We start from the raw sequence: 20,747 nt of genomic DNA on the forward strand, positions 1-20,747 counted from the left end.
CATGCAAACCGATATCGCACTGCAGTTGGCCGAACGTTTCAGCGCCCTGACGCCGGAACAGCGGCGCGCCTTCCACAAGAAAATGAGCGAGCAGGGCATCACGCAGGCGCAGCTGCCCATCCCGCCGCGCCGCCAGGCGCTCACGCGCGCGCCCCTGTCTTTCGCCCAGCAGCGCCAGTGGTTCCTGTGGCAGCTCGATCCGGCCAGCAGCGCCTACCATATCGCGGGCGGCCTGCGCCTGCACGGCCGCCTGCAGGCAGCCGCCGTGCAGAGCGCTTTCGACGCGCTGATCGCGCGCCATGAATCGCTGCGCACGTATTTCGTGGCCGACGCGGATGGCCTGGCCGAGCAGTGCATCGCGCCGCCGATGGCGCTGCGGCTGGCGCACGCGGACTTGCGCGGCGTCGACGATGGCGAGGTGCGGCTGGCGCGCATCGCCGACGATTTCAACCAGGCCCCGTTCGACCTGGCCAGCGCGCCACTGCTGCGCGCGATGCTGGTGCGGCTGGCCGACGAGGAGCACGTGCTGCTGGTGGTCATGCACCACATCGTCTCGGATGGCTGGTCGATCCAGCTGGTGATCGAGGAATTCGGCGCGCTGTACCAGGCGGCGCAGGATGGCGGCGCCGCGGCGCTGGCGCCGTTGCCGATCCAGTATGCCGACCATGCCGCGTGGCAGCGCCACTGGCTCGATGCGGGCGAGCGCGATGTGCAGCTGGCCTACTGGACGGCGCGCCTGGGCGACGAGCACCCGGTGCTGCAGCCGCCGGCCGACCATCCCCGCCAGGCGCAGCCCGACTACCATGCCGCGCGCTTCGATTTCGCGCTGCCGCCCGAGCTGGGCGCACAGCTGCATCGCAGTGCGCAGCGCCACGGCGCCACCGTGTTCATGCTGCTGCTGGCCGCCTTCAAGGCGCTGCTGTACCGGCATACGGGCCAGCAGGCGCTGCGCATCGGCGTGCCGATGGCCAACCGCAACCGGGTCGAGACCGAGGGCGTGATCGGCTTTTTCGTCAATACCCTGATCATCGATACGCGTCTCGATGGACGCACGACCCTGGAGCAATTGCTGCTGCAGGTGCGCGATGCCGCGCTGGGCGCGCAGGCGCACCAGGACTTGCCGTTCGACGTGCTGGTCGATGCCTTGCAGCCGGAACGCAGCCTGAGCCACCCGCCCTTGTTTCAGGTGCTGTTCAATCACCAGCACCTGCAGCCGCGCGGCGAGGTCCGACTGGCGGGGCTGTCGGCGGCACCGTACGAATTGGGCCGCCAGGCGGCCAAGTTCGAGCTCACGCTCGACACCCAGGAACGGGCCGATGGCAACCTGTCGGCCAGTTTTGCCTACGCCGTGGAACTGTTCGAGCAGGCCAGCATCGCGCGCCTGTCGCGCCACTACCTGGCGCTGCTGCGGGCGCTGGTCGACACGCCGCAGTGCGCGCTCGGCGATGTGCCGCTGCAGGAGGCGGCCGAACGGGCGGCGCTGCTGGCCTGGAGCCGCTGCGACCAGCCGTACGCGCCGCCCGAGGCGGTGCACCTGCTGATCGAGCGCCAGGCGGCGGCCACGCCGCAGGCGGACGCACTGCTGTTTGGCGACGAGGTACTCAGCTATGCGGCCTTGAACGGGCGCGCCAACGCCCTCGCGCATCGGCTGATCGCCCTCGGCGTGGGACCGGAAGTGCGTGTCGGCCTGGCGCTGCTGCGCTCCGTCGAGATGGTGGTGGGCTTGCTGGCCGTGATGAAGGCGGGCGGCGCCTATGTGCCGATCGACCCGGAGTACCCGGCCGAACGCATTGCCTACATGCTCGACGATAGCGCGGTCAGCCTGCTGCTGACGCATGCGCCGGTTCTGGACGCCTTGCCGGCGCACCTGCCGCCCTTGCTGATGCTGGACCAGCAGGCGGCGTACGCGGACGGCGGCCAGGATAATCCGCGCGTGGCGCTGCATGGGGAAAACCTCGCCTATGTGATCTACACGTCGGGCTCCACCGGCCGCCCGAAGGGTGCGGCCAACCGCCATGACGCGCTGTACAACCGCCTGGTCTGGATGCAGCAGGCGTATGCGCTGGGCGCGGGCGACACGGTGCTGCAGAAAACGCCGTTCAGCTTTGACGTCTCGGTATGGGAATTTTTCTGGCCGCTGATGTACGGCGCGCGGCTGGCCGTGGCCGGGCCGGGCGAGCACCGCGACCCCGCGCTGCTGGCGGCGCAGATCGAACGGCATGGCGTCACCACCGTGCATTTCGTGCCGTCGATGCTGCAGGCGTTTGTCGCCGACCTGGCGCCGGGCGCCTGCGCCAGCCTGCGCACGGTCATCTGCAGCGGCGAGGCGCTGCCGGCCGATTTGCAGGACCGCACCCTGGCCGCCTTGCCGCAGGCGCAGCTGCATAACCTGTACGGTCCCACCGAGGCGGCCATCGACGTCACGTGGTGGCATTGCCGCGCGGGCGACGCCGTGGTGCCCATCGGACGTCCGATCGCCAACCTGCGCAGCTATGTGCTGGACGACAGCCTGAACCTGGCGCCGGCCGGCGTGGCGGGCGAATTGTATCTGGGCGGCGTGGGCCTGGCGCGCGGCTACCTGCACCGTCCCGGCCTGAGCGCCGAGCGTTTCGTGCCCGACCCGTTCGACGGGGGCGGCGCGCGCCTGTACCGGACCGGCGACCTGGTGCGCTGGCGCGCCGACGGCGCGCTGGAATACCTGGGCCGCATCGATCACCAGATCAAGATACGCGGCTTGCGCGTGGAGCTGGGCGAGATCGAGGCGCAATTGCTGCAGCAGCCCGGCGTGACCGAGGCGGTGGTGGTGGCGCAGGCGTCCGGCCAGGGCCTGCGCCTGGTGGCCTATGTCACGCCCGCAACGCTGGACACGGCGGCGCTGCGCGCGGCGCTGGCCGTGCGCGTACCCGACTACATGGTGCCGTCGGCGCTCGTCGCGCTGCCGCGCCTGCCCCTGAATGGCAACGGCAAGCTCGATCGCAAGGCGCTGCCGGCCGCGCAGTTTGGCGCCGGCGCGGAGCATGCGCCGGCCGAGGGCGAGGTGGAAGCCATGCTGGCCCGCCTGTGGTGCGAGGTGCTGGGCCTGGAGCGGGTGGGGCGCGAGGATAACTTCTTTGAACTGGGCGGCGACTCCATCCTGAGCCTGCAGATCGTCGCGCGCGCGCGCCAGGCGGGCTGGAAGCTGACGCCGAAGCAGCTGTTCGAACGCCAGAGCATCGCCGCCCTGGCGCTGGTGGCGCAGCCGCTGCAGGCCGCGCCGGCGGCGCCTGAAGACGCACAGGGCGAAGTGCCGCTGCTGCCGATCCAGCTCGATTTCTTTGCCGCCGCCATCCCGCAGCGCCACCATTGGAACCAGTCGCTGCTCATGCGGGCGAATGGCGCGCTCGATGCGGGCGCGCTGGAACGGGCGCTGCAGGCGCTCGTCGCGCATCACCAGTCGCTGAGCCTGCGCTTCCGGCAGGCGGAAGCGGGCGCCTGGCGCCAGAGCTACGGCCCCGTGCCGGCACAGCTGCTGTGGCAATGCGCAGCGCAGGATGGCGCCGCCATCGAGGCGGCCTGCCGCGAGGCGCAGCGCAGCCTGGACCTGGAGCAGGGCCGGCTGCTGCGCGCGCAACTGATCAAGGTGGCCGATGGCAGCACGCGGCTGTTCCTCGCCGTGCACCATCTGGCGGTCGACGGCGTCTCGTGGCGCGTGCTGCTGGAAGACCTGGAAACGGCGTACCGCGCCGCGCTGGCCGGCACCGCCGCGACGCTGCCGCCGCGCGGCAGCAGCCTGCAGGCGTGGTCGCTGCGCCTGCGCCAGCATGCGCACACGCCGGCCGTGCGCGCCGAGCTGCCCTACTGGCTGTCGCTGGGGGATACGCCGGCGGCCTTGCCCTGCGCCCGTCCGGACGGCGCCAACACCACGCGCCATGCGCGCGACTTGGGCCTGGCGCTGGACCGCGAAACCACGCACCGTTTGCTGAAAGAGGCGCCGGCCGCCTACCGCACCCAGGTCAACGACCTGCTGCTGACGGCGCTGGGCCGCGCCCTGTGCCGCTACACGGGACAGGCGCAGGTAGTGATCGAGCTGGAAGGCCATGGCCGCGAAGACCTGTTCGATGACCTCGACGCCAGCCGCACGGTGGGGTGGTACACCAGCGTGTATCCGGTGCGCCTGGCGCCGCTGGGGGAGGCGGGAGCCGCCATCCGGCGCGTCAAGCAGGACTTGCGCGGCGTGCCGGCCCGTGGCATCGGCTATGGCCTGCTGCGCCACCTGGGCGACGATGCGGCGCGCGCCGCGCTGGCCGCCTTGCCGCGGCCGCAGCTGATTTTCAATTACCTGGGGCAGTTCGACGGCAGTTTCGAGCCGCAGGGACTGTGGATGCCGGCCGCCGAATCGGGCGGTGAGACGCAGGATAGCGATGCGCCGCTGGGACATGAACTGGCGCTCAACGGGCAAGTGCTGGACGGCGTGCTGAAACTGACGCTCAGCTTCAGCGCGGCGCGCCATGACGCCGTTGCGCTGGCGGCGCTGATGGACGATTATCGCCAGGAACTGGTGGCGCTGGTCGCGCATTGCTGCTCCGGCGCGCAGGGCGTGACGCCGTCCGACTTCCCCCTGGCCCGGCTGGACCAGGCCGGCCTCGACGCGCTGGCCTTGCCCGTGGCGCGCCTGGCCGACCTGTATCCGCTGTCGCCGATGCAGGCCGGCATGCTGTTCCACAGCGTGTATGCGCCGCAGGACGGCGCCTACCTGAACCAGCTGCGCGTCGATATCGATGGCCTGGATGCGGCGCGTTTCGCGGCCGCGTGGCAGGCCGTCATCGCGCGCCACGACATCCTGCGCACGGCTTTCCTGCCGCAGGCTGCGCCGCCGCTGCAATGGGTCAGCCGCGACGCCGGTCCCGCGCTGCAGGAACTGGACTGGCGCGGCCACGACGACATCCAGGCCGACCTCGATGCGCTGGCGCGGCGCGACCTGGCGCAAGGCTTCGTGCTGGAGCAGGCGCCGCTGCAGCGCCTGCACCTGGTGCGCACCTCGGCTTCGCGCCACCACTTCATCTGGACCAACCACCATCTGCTGCTCGATGGCTGGAGCAGTTCGCGTCTGATGGGCGAGCTGCTGCGCCATTACGCGGGCCAGCCGCTGGCCACGCACGGAGGACGCTATCGCGACTACATCGCCTGGCTGCAGCGGCAGGATGCGGCCGGCAGCGAAAGCTACTGGCGCGCGCTGGCCGCGCCGCTGGCTGCACCCACGCGCCTGGCCGGGCTGCTGCCTTGCGAGGCGGCGCAGGACGGGCATGCGGAAATCGGCACGGCACTGGAGCGCCAGGAAAGCGTGCAGCTGGCCGCCTTCGCGCGGCGTCACCATGTGACGGTCAACACCGTCGTGCAGGCGGCGTGGGCGATCCTGCTGCAGCGCCATACGGGCCAGCGCACGGTGGCCTTTGGCGCCACGGTGGCCGGGCGGCCGGGCGACCTGGCCGGCGCGCAGCAGTTGCTGGGACTCTTTATCAATACGCTGCCGGTGATTGCCACGCCGCGCCATGCGCAGACGGTGGCCGGCTGGCTGGCCGAGGTGCAGGCGCAAAGCCTGGCGTCGCGCGAACATGAGCACACGCCGCTGGTCGATATCCAGCGCTGGGCCGGGCAGGGCGCGGGCGGCCTGTTCGACACCCTGGTGGTGTTTGAAAACTATCCGGTCGACGAAGCGCTGACCGGGGCGGCACCCGATGGCCTCGTGTTCAGCGCCATCGAGCGGCGCGAGCAGACCAGTTATCCGCTGACCCTGGCCGTCATACAGAACGAGACGCTGGCCCTGCATTACGGTTACGACCAGGCGCATTTCGATGCGGCCGGCGTGGCCGCGATCGGCGCCAGCCTGTTGTCGCTGCTGCGCGCGATGATGCTCGGCGCGCAGCAAACGCTGGGCAGCCTGGCCTTGACCGATGCGCGCGGGCAGCAGCAGCTGCGCGTGCTGGCGCACAGCGACGCGCCGGCCGTGTCCTTTGTGCCGGTGCACCAGCGCATTGCCCGGCATGCGGCGCTGCGCCCCGATGCGCCGGCCGTCGTGATGGGCGGCCAGCAGATCAGCCATGCGCAGCTCGAGCGGCGCGCCCATGCGCTGGCAAGGCGCTTGCGCGCACACGGCGTCGGCGCCGAAATGCGCGTCGGCGTGGCGCTGGAGCGTTCGATCGACATGATCGTCGCGCTGCTGGCCGTGCTGAAGGCCGGCGCCGCCTATGTGCCGCTGGACCCCGACTATCCGGCCGGCCGGCTGGCCTACATGATGGACGACAGCGGCATCTGCCTGCTGATCGCGCAGCAGCAGGTGCTGGACCGCGTGGCGGCGCCCGCGGGCGTGCCGCTGCTGCTGATGCCGACGGCCGATGCGCAGGACGCTGACGCCGCCGGTGCCGCATCCTGGCCGGCGCCGCACCGGCACAACCTGGCTTACCTGATTTATACCTCCGGCTCGACCGGCAAGCCGAAAGGCGTGGCGGTGACGCACGGCCCGCTCGACATGCATTGCGCCGTCACGGCCGACCTGTATGAAATGGGGCCGCACTCGCGGGAGCTGCATTTCCTGTCGTTCGCCTTCGATGGCGCCCACGAGCGCTGGCTGACCACCCTGTGCGCCGGCGGCGCGCTGGTGCTGCGCGACGCCAGCCTGTGGACGCCCGAGCAAACCTATGCGGCCCTGCGCGCCGAACGCATCACGAATGCGGGGTTTCCGCCGGCCTACCTGAAGCAGCTGGCCGAATGGGCTGAACACAGCGGCAATCCGCCGCCCGTGGAACTGTATTCGTTTGGCGGCGAGGCGATGCCGCAGGCGGCCTTCGAGCAGGTCTGCCGCGCCCTGAAGCCGCGCTTCCTGATCAACGGCTATGGCCCCACCGAGGCGGTGGTCACGCCGATGGTGTGGAAGGTTGGCGTCGATGCGGGTTGCCGCAGCGCCTATGCGCCCATCGGCCGTCCGGTGGGCGCGCGCAGCGCGTGGGTGCTCGATGACGCCTTGAGCCTGGCGCCGCCGGGCGTACCCGGGGAGCTGTACCTGGGCGGCGAAGGCCTGGCGCGCGGCTACCTGGGGCGTCCGGGCATGACGGCCGACCGCTTCATTCCCGACCCCTTCGATGGCGCCGGCGGGCGTTTGTACCGCACCGGCGACCTGGTGCGCTGGCAGGCCGACGGCCAGCTGGAATACCTGGGGCGCATCGACCACCAGGTCAAGATCCGCGGCTTCCGCATCGAACTTGGCGAAGTCGAGGCGCAATTGCTGGCGCAGCCAGGCGTGCTGGCGGCGGTCGCCGTGGCCCAGCCTGGCGTCAACGGCAACCTGCGCCTGGTGGCCTACGTGGCGCCCGCCGGCCTGCAGCCGGCCGGGCTGAAACTGGCGCTGGCGCGCCAGCTGCCCGACTACATGGTGCCGTCCGTGATCGTGGCGCTCGACAGCCTGCCGCTGAATGCGAACGGCAAGGTCGACCGCAATGCGCTGCCGGCGCCGCAGGCGCTCCAGCAGGGCGGCAGCGCGGCGCCGCAGGGCCCCGCCGAGCAATTGCTGGCCCAGGTGTGGCGCGACGTGCTGGGCCTGGAGCAGCTGGGACGCGACGACAACTTCTTTGAAGTGGGCGGCGATTCGATCATGAGCCTGCAGATCGTGGCGCGCCTGCGCCAGGCCGGCTGGATCGTCACGCCGAAACAGCTGTTCGAGCGCCAGAGCGTCGCCGCGCTGGCGCCCCTGATGCAGGCCGTGGCGGTCCATGCCGGCGCCAGCGCCGAAGTGCCGGGGGATGACGTGCCGCTGTTGCCGATCCAGTCCGCCTTCTTTGCCGCGCGACTGGCGCGGCCCGCCCACTTCAACCAGTCGGTGCTGCTGCACGCGTCGGCGGCCGGCGCCGGCGACGTCGTCGCGGCGGCGCTGGACGTGCTGCTGCAGACGCATGCGGCGCTGCGCCTGCGCTTTGGCGACGGTCCGCATGGCTGGTCGCAGCAGTATGGCGAGGCGCCGGACGCGCCGCTGCTGTGGCGCCGCGAGGCGCGCGACGCGGCCGACGTGGAGCGCCATTGCCAGCTGGCCCAGCGCAGCCTGGACATACGCCAGGGGGAGCTGCTACGCGCCGTGCTCATGTCCATGGCGGATGGCAGCGTGCGCCTGCTGCTGGTCGTGCATCACCTGGTAGTCGATGGCGTGTCGTGGCGCATCCTGCTGCAGGATCTCGATACCTTGTGCCGCCAGGGCGCCGCCGGCCAGCCGTTGCGCCTGGCGGCGGCCAGCGCGCCGCTGCAAGCGTGGTCGCGGCGCCTGCGGGCGCATGCGACCAGCGACGCCGTGCGCGCACAATTGCCTTACTGGCAGGCGCTGGCGGCCACCCCGGCATGCCTGCCGCTGGCGGACAGCCGCGGCGCCAGCAGCGGCCGCGAAGTCGCCGGCGCGGTGCTGCAACTGGACCGCGATACCACGCGGCGCCTGCTGAAAGAGGCGCCGGCCGCCTACCGCACCCAGGTCAACGACTTGCTGCTGACGGCGCTGGGACGCGCGCTGTGCCGCCATGCGGGCGAGGAAAGCTTCCTCGTCGAACTGGAAGGCCATGGCCGCGAAGACCTGTTCGAGGAGCTCGATATCAGCCGCACGGTGGGCTGGTTCACCAGCGCCTATCCCGTGCGCCTGGCGCCGCTGGGCGCGCTCGGTGCGGCGTTAAAGCGGGTCAAGCAGGACTTGCGGGCGATTCCCGACAAGGGCATCGGCTACGGCCTGCTGAAATACATGGGTTGCGACGCGGACCGGCAGGCGCTGGCCGCGCTGGCGCCGGCGCAGGTGCTGTTCAATTACCTGGGCCAGTTCGACGGCAGTTTCGAGGCCGATGCGGCCTGGCGCCCGGCGGACGAACCGAGCGGCGACGCGCAGGACCCGGACGCTCCGCTCGGGCATGAACTGGTGATCAATGGCCAGGTCTTCGACGGCATGCTGAAAATGACGTTCAGCTACAGCACGGCGCGCCATGACGGCGCGGCCATCAGGGCGCTGGTGCACGATTTCGGGCGCGAATTGCAGGTGCTGGTCGCGCATTGCTGCTCCGGCGCGCTGGGCGTGACGCCGTCGGATTTTCCGCTCGCGCGGCTGGACCAGGCCCGGCTCGATGCGCTGGACTTGCCCCTGCACGAGCTGGCCGACCTGTATCCGCTCTCGCCGATGCAGGCGGGCATGCTGTTCCACAGCCTGCAGGAGCCGCAGGGCAGCGCCTATGTCAACCAGCTGTGCGTGGACGTGGAGGGGCTCGACGCGCAACGCTTCGCGGATGCCTGGCGCGCGGTGGCGGCGCGCCACGACATCCTGCGCAGCCGGTTCGTGCACGACGGCGGCGAGCCGCTGCAATGGGTCAGCCGCGCCGGCGCGGGCGAGGTGGCTGTACTCGACTGGTGCGGCCAGGACGACAGCGCCGCCGCGCTCGACGCCTTTGCCCGGGCGGACCTGGCGCGCGGCTTCGACCTGGCGCGCGAACCGCTGCAGCGGCTGTCGCTGATCCGCCGCGGCGGCACGCAACAGCGCCTGGTCTGGACCAGTCACCATCTGCTGCTCGACGGCTGGAGCACGTCGCAGCTGATGGGTGAAATCCTGCGCCATTACCACGGCGAGCCGCATGTGCCGGCGCCGGGCCGCTACCGCGACTACATCGCCTGGCTGCAGCGGCAGGATGGCGCCGCCGGGGAAGCGTTTTGGCGTGCGCAGCTGGCGCCGCTGGCAACGCCCACGCGTTTGTCGCTGGCGCTGCCGGCGGCCGCGGGCGGTACGGGCCAGGACAGCGTCAGCCTGCGCCTGGAGCCGGCGGCGATGGCCAGCCTGGCCGCCTTTGCGCGGCATGCGCGCATCACCGTCAACACCGTGGTGCAGGGCGCCTGGCTGCTGCTGTTGCAGCGCTATACGGGGCAGGCTTGCGTGGCCTTTGGCGCCACCGTGGCCGGCCGTCCGGCGAACCTGCCGGGCGCCGACCGCCTGCTCGGCATGTTCATCAATACCTTGCCGGTGATCGCCGCCCCGCACGCGGGCGCACCGGTGGGCGAGTGGCTGCGCCAGCTGCAGGCGCAAAACCTGGCGGGGCGCGAATTCGAGCATACGCCGCTGTACGAAGTGCAGCGCTGGGCGGGGCAGGGCGGCGTCGCCCTGTTCGACAGCATCATCGTGTTCGAGAATTATCCCGTCGATGCCGCCCTGCGCGCCGCCGAAGAGGGAGAACTGCGCTTCAGCATGGCCGGCAAGCGCGAAGAGACCAATTACCCGTGGACCCTGGCCGTGATGCAGGATGGCGGGTTGACCCTGCATGCCGATTATGCGCGCGCCAGCTTCGACGCGGCCAGCGCGCGCCTGATACTCGAGCAGCTGGGGGGGCTGATGCAGGCGATGGCGCGCGATGCCGATGCGCCGCTCGGCGCCTTGCCCCTGCTGTCGGCGCCGCACGGCGCGGCCCTGCTGCGCCAGGGCCGCAACGAGGGCGGGCCTTGGAACGACCTGCCCGTGCACGCGCAGTTCGAGCTGCAGGCCGTGCTGCATCCGGATGCGCTGGCGCTGCTGCACGAGGACGAGGCGCTCAGCTACCGCGCCCTGAATCTGCGCGCCAACCGCCTCGCGCATGCGCTGCTGGCGCAGGGCGCGGGGCCGGAAGTGCGCGTCGGCATCGCCGTCGAACGCTCGGTCGACATGCTGGCCGGCCTGCTGGCCATCCTCAAGACGGGCGCCGCCTACGTGCCGCTCGACCCCGGCTATCCGGCCGAACGCCTGGCCTACATGATCGCCGACAGCGGCATGGCGCTGCTGCTGACGCAGGCGTCGGTGCTGCCGCGCCTGACCTTGCCGGCGGGCTTGCCGGTGCAGCTGGTGGAGCGGCCGTCCGCGCTGGAGCACGACCCCGGCTGGGCGCCGCTGCCGCAGCAGCTGGCCTACGTGATCTACACCTCCGGCTCGACGGGCAAGCCGAAGGGCGTGGGCATCGCGCACCAGGCCCTGAGCCGGCATGCGCAGGTGTCGGTCGGCTTCTTCGGCCTGACGGCGCAGGACCGCGTGTTGCAATTCTCGACCCTGAACTTCGACGGCTTCGTCGAACAGGCCTGGCCGACCCTGTGCATCGGTGCGGCGCTGGTCTTGCGCGGCCCGGAATTATGGGACAGCGAGACCTTTTACCAGGCGCTGCACCGCTACCGCATCAGCGTGGCCGACCTGACGACGGCGTACTGGTCGCTGCTGGCGCAGGATTTCGCGCTGCAAGGCCCGCGCGACTACGGCGCGCTGCGCCAGGTGCACGCGGGCGGCGAGGCGATGCCGCCGGAAGCGCTGCAGGCGTGGCGCCAGGCGGGCATGCGGCATATCCGCCTGCTCAATACCTATGGCCCGACGGAAGCGACGGTGACGGCGGCCACGCTCGATTGCGCGCCCTACCTCGATGGCGCGGCGCCGGCGCAGATGCCGATCGGCCTGCCGCTGGCGGGACGCGCGCTGCAGGTGCTCGACGCGGATATGTCTCTGGTGCCGCCGGGTGCGGCCGGTGAGCTGTGCATCGGCGGCGCCCTGCTGGCGCGCGGCTACCTGGGCCGCGCGGCGCTGACGGCCGAACGCTTCGTGCCGGACCCGCATGGCGCGCCCGGCGCGCGCCTGTACCGCACGGGCGATCTGGTGCGCTGGCGCGCAGGGCAGCTCGATTACCTGGGACGCATCGACCACCAGATCAAGATCAGGGGCTTCCGCGTGGAGCTGGGCGAGATCGAGGCGCAGCTGCTGGCGCAGCCGGGCGTGCGCGAAGCGGTGGTGGTGGCGCAGGATGGTCCCGCTGGCGCGCGCCTGGTGGCGTATGTGAGTCCGGCCCAGGTGGAGGTGGGCGTTTTGCGCGCGGCCCTGGTGGCGGCGCTGCCCGACTACATGCTGCCGGCGGCCATCGTGGCGCTGGCGCGCCTGCCATTGAGCCCGGCGGGCAAGGTGGAGCGCAGCGCGCTGCCGGCGCCGCAGCTGGAAAGCGAAGCATACGCGGCGCCGCAGGGCGAGCTGGAACAGGCGTTGGCGGCCATCTGGAGCGCGCTGCTGGGCGTGCCGCGCGTGGGGCGCGACGACAACTTCTTTGCGCTGGGCGGGCATTCGCTGCTGGCCGTGCGCTGCGTAACGCAGGTCAACCAGATGCTGCGCAGCCTGTACACGCAGGACGCCCATGCGCTGTCGCTGGCCGACCTGTTCGGCAGCCCGACCCTGGCCGCCTTGGCCGCCCGCTTCGGCGCCAGCGCGGCCGGTGCGAAGGTGGGCGAGACCTGGCACAGCCTGCGCGCGGCGGGCGACTTGCCCCCGTTGTTCTGCTGTCCCGGCCTGCTGGTGAACGCCTTCGAATTCCAGGGGCTGGCGCAGGCGCTGGGGCCGCGCCAGCCCGTGCACGGCTTCGTCAGCCATGCGCTGGGGCGCGAGCGCTGGGCCGACATCAGCGTAACGGAACTGGCTTGCCGCTATGCGGACATCATCGCGGCCAACAGTCCGGGCGGCGAGTGCTCGCTGGCCGGCTGGTCGCTGGGCGCCGTGCTGGCGCAGGAGACGGCGCGCCAGTTGCAGGGCCGCGTCGCCGTGCGCCTCGTTGGCATGATCGATCCCGTGCTGGGCCAGTTCGATGATGCCGGCGCCGTGGCGCCGGCGCTGGACCCGCGGCGGGAGCGGGCGCTGCGCGAGCAGTGGCTGTCCCGTTCCGGCATGCGCGAGCGCTGGGAGCAGCTGTTCGAGCGCATGAGCGCAGACGAGTGGGCGTGGTTCGTGCACCTGCAGGGGCGCGACATCGGGGCGCTGCCGCTCGATGGCGACGCCGTGCATTGCAAGGAGTACCTGGCCTGGAGCATCGCCAGCCATGCGCTGATGCTGCGCCGCCACCGGCCGCTGCCCACCGCTGCCAGCGCCCGCGTCTGGGTCGCGGAACAGACGCGGGCCGCCGGCGTGGCGCTGTTCGACAGCCGGGCGCACTTCGCGCAGGTGCTGGGCGAGGAAGACGTGGCGGGCGCGGACCACCTCGACATCATCCACGCGCCGGCGCTGTGGCAGGGCTTGCGCGCCAGCTTGCCGAAAGGCCCGGCATGAGCCGGCATGCGGCGGCGCGCGTCGCGCTGGGCGTGGCGGGCGCGTATCTGTTCGCGTGGAGCGTTGCCGGTGCCGGCGCGGTGCTGCTGTTTAAGCTGGGCGTGGTGCGCAGCGAGGCCGTGCTGATCGCCTCAATGGCGGCCTTCCCCGTCTATCTGGGCGCCGCCCTGTGGGCGTTCGTGGCGCGCCGCCTATGGCCGGTGGCGCTGTTGCTGAACGGCGCCTGGCTGCTGTACTGCGGCGCCGGCTATTTTTTCGAGTGGAGTTGAGCCGCATGGCCTTACGTGAATTGCGGCAGTCGATGCTGCTCGTGCATACCTGGACCGGGGTGGTGACGGCCAGCGTGCTGATCGTCGTATTCTGGATGGGCAGCCTGTCCGTGTTTGACCGCGAAATCGACCGCTGGATGATGCCGGAAACGCGCATCGCCGCCGCACCCGGTCCCGTCTCGGTGGAGCGGCAAATCGTGCCGGCCGTGGCGGCGCTGGCGCACGGCAAGGCGCTGGCCGAATGGTCGGTCTTCCTGCAGGGGCCGCGCAGCCCGGTGGCGCGGCTGCAGGTCGAGGCGCTCGATGGCGAGGAACTGTCGCGCCATGTCGATCCGCGCAGCGCCACCTTGCTGCCCGTGGCCGGCTCCTATGGCGCCACGTCCTTCTTCTTTCCCATGCATTACCGCCTGCACCTGTCGTTTGCCGGCATCGGCTACTGGGTCGTGGGCCTGGCCAGCATGGCGATGCTGGCGGCGCTGGTGTCGGGCGTGATCATCCACGCGCGCATTTTCAAGGATTTTTTCGTCTTTCGCCCGCGCAAGGCCCTGCAGCGCAGCGCCCTCGACCTGCATAACGTCAGCGGCGTGCTGGCCTTGCCCTTTCATTTCATGATCGTGCTGTCGGGCCTGGTGATCCTGTTTTCGATTTACTTTCCGGCGGGCATGCACGCGCTGTATCCGGGCGACCGGCAGGGTTTCCTCAACGAAGCCTTGTCGCTATACGAACGCGAGCGCTCGCCCGAGCCCGGCGCCGTGGCCATGGCGCCCATCGACGCCATGCTCGACACGGCGCGCCGGGCCTGGGGCGAGGGCGAGCCCAGCTATGTGCGCGTGCGCCATCCGGGCAACCACAACAGTTACGTGGAGGTGAGCCGGGCCACCGCCGACCGGGTCAGCCTGGACGAACAAACCATGTATTTCGACGGCGCCAGCGGGCGAGTGCTGAAATACGTGCCGCTCAAGCCGGCCGCGGCGCTGCAGCGCTACCTGTCGGGCATGCACTTCGCCCTGTTCGAGCACTGGCCCCTGCGCTGGCTGTATTGCGCGGCCGGGCTGGCCGGCTGCGTCATGCTGGCCTCCGGATTGATACTCTGGAGCGGCAAGCGCGCGGCTCGCCATGCCAAAGCGGGCCAGCGCGGTGCGCGGCTGGTGCTGGCCGTGGCCTGCTTCAGCACGACGGGACTGCTGGCCGCGACCCTGGTCATGCTGGTGGCTAACCGCTTGCTGCCGGCCGCCTTGCCGGACAAGGCGCTGTGCGAGGTGCTGCTGTTCCTGCTGGCGTGGCTCGCCAGCGGCATCTGGGCCGGCATCGCCCTGTTCCGGCGCCGGCGGCCCGATGCGCCGTGGCTGCCGCAAGCGTGCTGCATCGCCGTGCTGGCCTTTGCCGCGCCGCCGCTCAACTGGCTGGGCACGGGCGACTTCCCCTGGCACGCCGTGTCGCGCGGCCAGCCTGCGGTGGCCGTGTTCGACCTGGCCCTGTGGCTGACGGCGGCGCTGGCCGCATGGGCGGCGCTGCGCTTGCGCCAGCACCAGCGGCATGCGCGCCGACGCGAGGTGTCGCATGCCTGAGTTGCTCGCCTGGATACTGTTGTTTGCCGGCAGCCATGCCTGTTTCGCCCTGCTGGCGCTGTCGCAGGAGCGGCATTGGCAGGCCGTCGGTGCGGCCGCCATGCCCGGCCATGCCGCCAGCCGTGGCCGCCTGTGCGGCTATGCGGGCCTGGCCCTGCTGTATGGCGTGGCTGTGGCGCGCGAGGGCGCCGGTTTCGGCAGCATCGCCTGGTGCATGCTGCTGTTTTTCGGCGCCATGACGGTGGCGCTGATCCTGAGCTGGGCGCCGCGGCGCCTGCGCTGGGCCGCGTGGCTGCTGCGCTAGCCACGCGCTGCCCGCTTACTCCGCGTCGGAGGCGCAGTAGCGGTCGCGGCCCGTGTGCTTGGCGCGGTACAGCAGGGCGTCGGCGGCGCGGATCAGGGCGCTGGCGTCCATGCCGTCCGTGGGCATGACGCTGGCCATGCCCAGGCTGACGGTGACGTGCGGGCCGACGCTGGACCTGGCGTGCGGGATTTGCAGCGCGCGCACTTCGTCGAGGATGCGCTGGGCCACCACTTCGGCGCCGCCGCGCGTTTCCTGCGGCAGCAGCACGATGAATTCCTCGCCGCCGTAGCGGGCCAGCAGGTCGGGCGGGCGCACGGCGCAGCGGCGCATGGCGGCGCTCACCTGCTGCAGGCACAGGTCGCCGGCCTGGTGGCCATAGGTATCGTTGTAATCCTTGAAGTGGTCGATGTCGGCCATGATCAGGGCCATGGCCACGCCGTCGCGGGCGCAGCGCCGCCATTCGCTTTCCATGGTGTCGTTGAAGCTGCGCCGGTTGGCCACGCCCGTCAGCGAATCCGTCAGCGACAGCTCGCGCATGGCGTCGGCCTGGCGCTTGATGGTCAGCTGGGTGCGCACGCGGGCGCGCACGACGGCCGCGTTGAACGGTTTCGTGATGAAATCGACGGCGCCCGCTTCCAGCGCCCGCGTCTCGTCCTCGGGCTGGTTCAGGGCGGTGACGAAGATGACGGGAATGGCGCTGAGGATGGCCGATTCGCGCAGCGCATTGCACACGGCATAGCCATCCATGCCGGGCATGACGGCGTCGAGCAGGATCAGGTCGGGTAGTTGTTTATGCGCAATCTCCAGCGCTTTCTCGCCGCTCAGGGCGAACAGCACGTCGTGCTCCTCGCGCAGCAACTGGTGCAGGATTTGGATATTTTCCATGGCGTCATCGACGATGAGGATGCGCCCATTCATAGCAAGGTTGGTCCAGCTCACTTGTTTTCCTCTCGTTTCAGCTGATCGAGCACGAGCTTTTCCGCATCGGAAAAATTCAGCGTCTCGATCGCATTTGCCATCGCCAGAGCGGCTTCTCGGTCTGACTGTTGTATGGCGGGGTGCAGGGCGTGGAAGCGGGCCAGCGCCTTCAGGTTGTTGTTGCGGATCAATACGAGCAGTTCGGCCAGGCCGGCACGCAGGTCGACCTGCGCCGCGCCGGGCAGGTCAGCCGCCGGCTGGCTGCGCGGCAGGGGCAGGGTGCGCGCCGCTTCGATGACTTCGGCCATCGCCTGTTCCAGCCGGGCCAGCGCAGTGGCCGTGGCGTGCGCATTGCCCGTCTTCAGCGCCTGTTCCGCTTCGGCGGCGAGGCGCGCGATGTCCGCCGCACCCAGGTTGGCCGCCACGCCGCACACGCGGTGCAGCAGCTGCGCCGCCTGCCGGCCCTGGCCATCGGCCAGCAGGCGCCGCGTTTCCTCGACGGCGTCGCCTTGCGAATTCTCGAAGCGCTTGAGCAGGGCCAGGAAGGCGCCATAGTCGCCGCCGAAGCGGTGCAGCGCCGCTTCAAGGTCGATGCCGGGCACCGTGGCCGGCACTTCCAGCGCACCCGTGGCCGCGTCGTCCAGGGCAGCGCCAGCGCCGCCGGCGCTGCCCTGGCGGGCCGGCACGAGGCGCGTCAGGGTCTGGATCATCTCGTCGACATCGATGGGCTTGGCCACGTGCGCATTCATGCCGCTGGCGATGGCGCGCAAACGGTCCTCGTCCATGGCGTTGGCCGTCATGGCGACGATGGGCAGGTCCGGCAAACCGAGCGCGCGGATGGCCAGCGTCGCTTCATAGCCGTTCATGACGGGCATCTGCAAATCCATCAGCACCACGTCGAAGGCGTGCGGCGTGCGCGCGAGCACGTCGACGGCCAGCTGGCCGTTGGCGGCCACGGCCACGCGCGCGCCCGAGTGCAGCAGGATGTATTGCGCCACTTCCTGGTTGATTTCATTGTCTTCCACCAGCAGCACGCGCATGCCCGCCAGCAAGCCCGACAGGGGAGTGGAAACGGGCAGCACGGCCGGTGCGTTGCGGCCATTGCGCCCCTCGCGCACGGCCGCCACGGCCGCCAGCAGGCGCGCCGGCGTGGCCGGCTTGGCGACGATGCCGGCGAGCATCAGGCTGTCGGCCAGGCGTTCGAGGTTTTCGCTATCCTGGTCAGCCACCAGCATGATCACGGGCGGCAGCGCCAGCGCGCCGTCGCCGCGCGCCTCGGTCAGCATGGAAATGCCATCCATGCCGGGCATGGCCGCGTCGAGCAGCACGATGTCCGCCGCCGGCAGGCCGCCCGTGCCGCTGGCGTGGACGCGCAGCAGGGCCAGGCCGGCGGCGCCGCCATCGGCGCTGCGGCTGTGCCAGCCCTGCGCCGCGCACCACGCTTCCAGCATGGCGCGCACGCTGGCATTGTCGTCGATGATCAGCAGCGACAGCGGCCTGGCGGCAGCCTTGCCCGGCGCCTCGGCCACGGCGGCCATGGCGGCGACGCGCTCGAAGCGGCAGCTGAAGCGGAAGTCCGAACCTTCGCCCAGCGTGCTCCTGACGCTGATCTGGCCGCCCATCAAGTCCACCATGCGCCGGCAGATGGCCAGTCCCAGCCCCGTGCCGCCATACTTGCGGCTGGTGCTGGTGTCGCCCTGCGAAAAGGCGTCGAAGATATGCTCCTGCTCGGCCGCGCCGATGCCGATGCCCGTGTCGCGCACGGAAAACTCGAGCGTGACGCTGGCCGCATCCTCGGCCACGGCGCGGATGGACAGCACCACTTCGCCCTGCTTGGTGAACTTGACGGCGTTGCCGACGAGGTTGATGAGGATCTGTTCCACGCGCAAGGCGTCGCCGACCAGCTCGGCCGGCACGCCCGGGTCTAGCACGAACACGGGTTCCACGCCGCGCGCCCAGGCGCTGCTGGCCAGCAGCACGCCGACGCTGCCCAGCATGCGCTCGAGCTGGAAGCGGCGCTGCTCGAGCACCATCTGGCCCGCCTCGATCTTGGAAAAATCGAGCACGTCGTTGACGATATTGAGCAGCGACTGCGTGGCCATCTGGATCTTGCTGACGTAGCTGCGTTCGCGCCGTTCCAGCGGCGACTCTTCCAGCAGGCGCGCCAGGCCGATGATGGCGTTCATCGGCGTGCGGATTTCATGGCTCATGTTGGCGACGAATTCGCTCTTCGCGATGCTGGCCGCCTCGGCCTTGTCGCGCGCGCGCACCATCTGTTCGTTCAATTCGTGCAGGCGCAGTTCCGTGCGCTTGAGCTCGGACACGTCCGAAGCCAGCACGAAGAAGCCGCGCACGCCGCCGCTGTCGTCGAAATCGGGAATGTAATTGGTCCACGTGTGGCGCACCTGGCCCGTGGGGTCGAGCAGGTCGCGCTCGAAGCTTTGCGGCCGGCCCGCCAGCACGCCTTCCACGTGGGGCGCATACACGTCGAACAGTTCCTGTCCCAGCAGCTCGCTCATGTGGATGCCGGCCAGCTCGGCGCTGCTGCGGCCAAACCACTCGTTGTAGAACTTGTTGGCAAAGCGGCAGCGCAAGTCGTGGCCCCAGTACGACACCATGCCGGGCAGGTTGTCGGTGACGGTGCGGATGAAGCGTTCGCTCTGTTCCAGGCGCCAGGTGGTGGCGTGCAGCACTTCGCTGGCGCGCTTGCGCTCCGTGACATCGATGGACACGCCCAGCACGTGGCTGGCGCGCCCCGCGTCGTCGCGCAGCACCACCTTGCGCGTGGTGAAATGGCGCGTCGTGCCGTCGGCCGTGTTGATCGCTTCCTGTTCGATTTCCACCATCTGCCCCGTCGCCAGCAGCTTGCGGTCGGCGCTGATGAAAGCGGCCGCCTGCTGCGGCGGGAAGAAATCGTGGTCGGACTTGCCCAGCAATTGCTCGCGCGAGCGGCCCAGCGTCAGTTCCGTATGGCGGTTCACCATTTCAAAGCTCAGCTTGTCGGCGCGCTTGACGAAGACCATGGCCGGGATGTTTTCGATGATGGTACCGAACAGGTGCTTGGAACGGCGGAATTCCGCTTCGCTGCGCTTGCGTTCGGTAATGTCGAGCCACAGGCCGGACACGCCCAGCAATTGCTGTTCCTGGCCGAAGATCGGATGGTAGGAAACGATCCAGTGGCTGGCCTGCTCGCGTTGCTGTCCGCTATGGCCTTTCAGTTCGACATCGACGATGGCTTGCCCCGTTTCCAGCACCTGGCGCAGGCAGCGCTCGACTTCGACGCGCACGACGGGGTCGAACAGCATGGCGCCCACGGGACGGCCGATGTGCTGCGCCACGCTGGCCGCGTTGATGGCGGCCAGGTACTGGTTGATCATGACGATGTGCAGTTCGCGGTCGACAAACAGCATGCCGATGGGCGCCGTCGCATACACGGTCTCGAGCAGGCGCGTGGATTTCTCGAGCGCCAGCGTGCGTTCGGCCACCAGGCTTTCCAGTTGCGTGCGGTGGCGCCGCAAGTCGCGTTCGAGCGCGCCCAGGGCGCCCGCCATGTCGACTGATTCGCGGTCCGTATGTTTGCCCAGTAGCAAAGGTTTGCCTTGCGCCAGCGTCTGTATCTGCTGCGTCAGTTCCTGCAAGGTGCGCGCCAGGCGTCCGCCCATGCGCCACGCCAGGGCGAAGGCGGCGCCCAGCAGCAAGGCCAGGATCGCCGAACCCGTGACCACCGAGCGCAGCAGGGCTTCGGCCACCGTGCTGGTGCGCATGGTGACGGCCACCGTCCAGGCGTCGTCGCGCGCGCGGCGGAAGCCGGAATAGACATCGATGCCGTCGAGCGTGACATGGCGCAGCACGCCTTCGCGCGCCTGGCGTATCTGCTCGAGCAACGGTGCCGCGCTGCGCTGGCCCACATAGCGTTGCGGCGCCAGCGTGCGGGCCACGTTGATGCCGTCGGCGTTGATGATGGCCGCGCCCAGGTAGGCCGGCAAGTTCAGTTCGCGCAGCAGCATGGGCAGGTAGTCGGCCGGGTACAGTGCCGTGAGCACGTAGGCGCCGCCGCGCGCGCGCGGCAGCGGCAGGTTCAGGGCCAGTTGCGGCACGGCGCCGGGAGCGTCGAGCAAGCTGGTCAGGCGTGGCTTGCCGTAATCGCGCGCGCGCTGCATGCTGGCGGTCCATTTTGGCGGCAAGGGCGGCGGCGTTTGCGCGGCCGGCAGTGCGGTATTGACCAGCGGGCGTCCCGCCGCGTCGGAAATGATGAAGGTACTGACGGCCACGCCCGGCTGCAGCAGGCTTGCCGCCAGCGTGCGCAGGGCGCCGGTGTCACCGTCCTGCAGGGCGGATGAGCTGGCCAGGATGCGCGCGGCCATCTGCGCGCCGCCCAGGTCGCGTTCGACGGCGGCGGCCACGGCGCGCGCCGCCTGCGCCGTCTCGCTGACCACATGGTCGCGTTCGCGCGTATAGCTTTGCGCCACAAGCAGGATAAATACCAGGGCCGTCGGCATGCCCCAGGCGAGCACCAGCCATGAAATTCTTGAGCGTATCGAAGGCAAATCTTGCACCCGGAAGGCTCCCAGAATGGATGAGTCGACAGGCCGGCTCACGCTGGCGCTGGCTGACGT

At 70.3% G+C, this 20,747-nt stretch carries 6 protein-coding genes; 4 read left to right on the forward strand and 2 right to left on the reverse strand.

Annotated features, from left to right (window positions below; genetic code table 11):
* The first annotated feature begins 1 nt into the window (after window position 1).
* Genes O0880_RS09375 through O0880_RS09390 form a run of 4 tightly spaced genes read left to right on the forward strand, consistent with a single transcriptional unit; the run spans window position 2 to window position 15,213 of the window.
* Window positions 2-13,072, forward strand: coding sequence for a non-ribosomal peptide synthase/polyketide synthase (locus tag O0880_RS09375; RefSeq protein WP_289886144.1), 13,071 nt, complete (start codon window positions 2-4; stop codon window positions 13,070-13,072).
* The gene (locus tag O0880_RS09380; protein WP_289886145.1) at window positions 13,069-13,341 is read left to right on the forward strand and encodes a hypothetical protein; all 273 of its coding nucleotides are present in this window, start codon (window positions 13,069-13,071) and stop codon (window positions 13,339-13,341) included. Before O0880_RS09375 ends, O0880_RS09380 begins: the two co-directional genes overlap by 4 nt.
* 5 nt (window positions 13,342-13,346) lie before the next feature.
* Window positions 13,347-14,909: a PepSY-associated TM helix domain-containing protein gene (locus O0880_RS09385; protein ID WP_289886146.1), complete on the forward strand. Its 1,563-nt coding sequence runs from the start codon at window positions 13,347-13,349 to the stop codon at window positions 14,907-14,909.
* Window positions 14,902-15,213: a DUF3325 domain-containing protein gene (locus O0880_RS09390; protein ID WP_289886147.1), complete on the forward strand. Its 312-nt coding sequence runs from the start codon at window positions 14,902-14,904 to the stop codon at window positions 15,211-15,213. Before O0880_RS09385 ends, O0880_RS09390 begins: the two co-directional genes overlap by 8 nt.
* Before the next feature lie 15 nt (window positions 15,214-15,228).
* Here O0880_RS09390 and O0880_RS09395 read toward each other — a convergent pair whose 3' ends face one another.
* A complete protein-coding gene (locus O0880_RS09395) occupies window positions 15,229-16,152 on the reverse strand; it encodes a diguanylate cyclase (RefSeq protein WP_289886148.1) in 924 nt (307 codons plus the stop codon).
* Entirely contained in the window at window positions 16,149-20,687 is a 4,539-nt protein-coding gene (locus O0880_RS09400; protein WP_289886149.1) for a PAS domain-containing protein, read from the reverse strand. The genes O0880_RS09395 and O0880_RS09400 overlap by 4 nt, the downstream gene beginning before the upstream one ends.
* Between the last annotated feature and the right edge of the window lie 60 nt (window positions 20,688-20,747).

It is taken from the genome of Janthinobacterium sp. SUN118, assembly GCF_030397695.1.
GTDB lineage: Bacteria > Pseudomonadota > Gammaproteobacteria > Burkholderiales > Burkholderiaceae_D > Janthinobacterium.

What these genes read in the sequence shown, in the direction of transcription:
- O0880_RS09390 (WP_289886147.1), top strand. Translation starts at nt 14,902, where the DNA reads ATGCCTGAGTTGCTCGCCTGGATACTGTTGTTTGCCGGCAGCCATGCC.
- O0880_RS09385 (WP_289886146.1), top strand. Translation starts at nt 13,347, where the DNA reads ATGGCCTTACGTGAATTGCGGCAGTCGATGCTGCTCGTGCATACCTGG.
- O0880_RS09380 (WP_289886145.1), top strand. Translation starts at nt 13,069, where the DNA reads ATGAGCCGGCATGCGGCGGCGCGCGTCGCGCTGGGCGTGGCGGGCGCG.
- O0880_RS09375 (WP_289886144.1), top strand. Translation starts at nt 2, where the DNA reads ATGCAAACCGATATCGCACTGCAGTTGGCCGAACGTTTCAGCGCCCTG.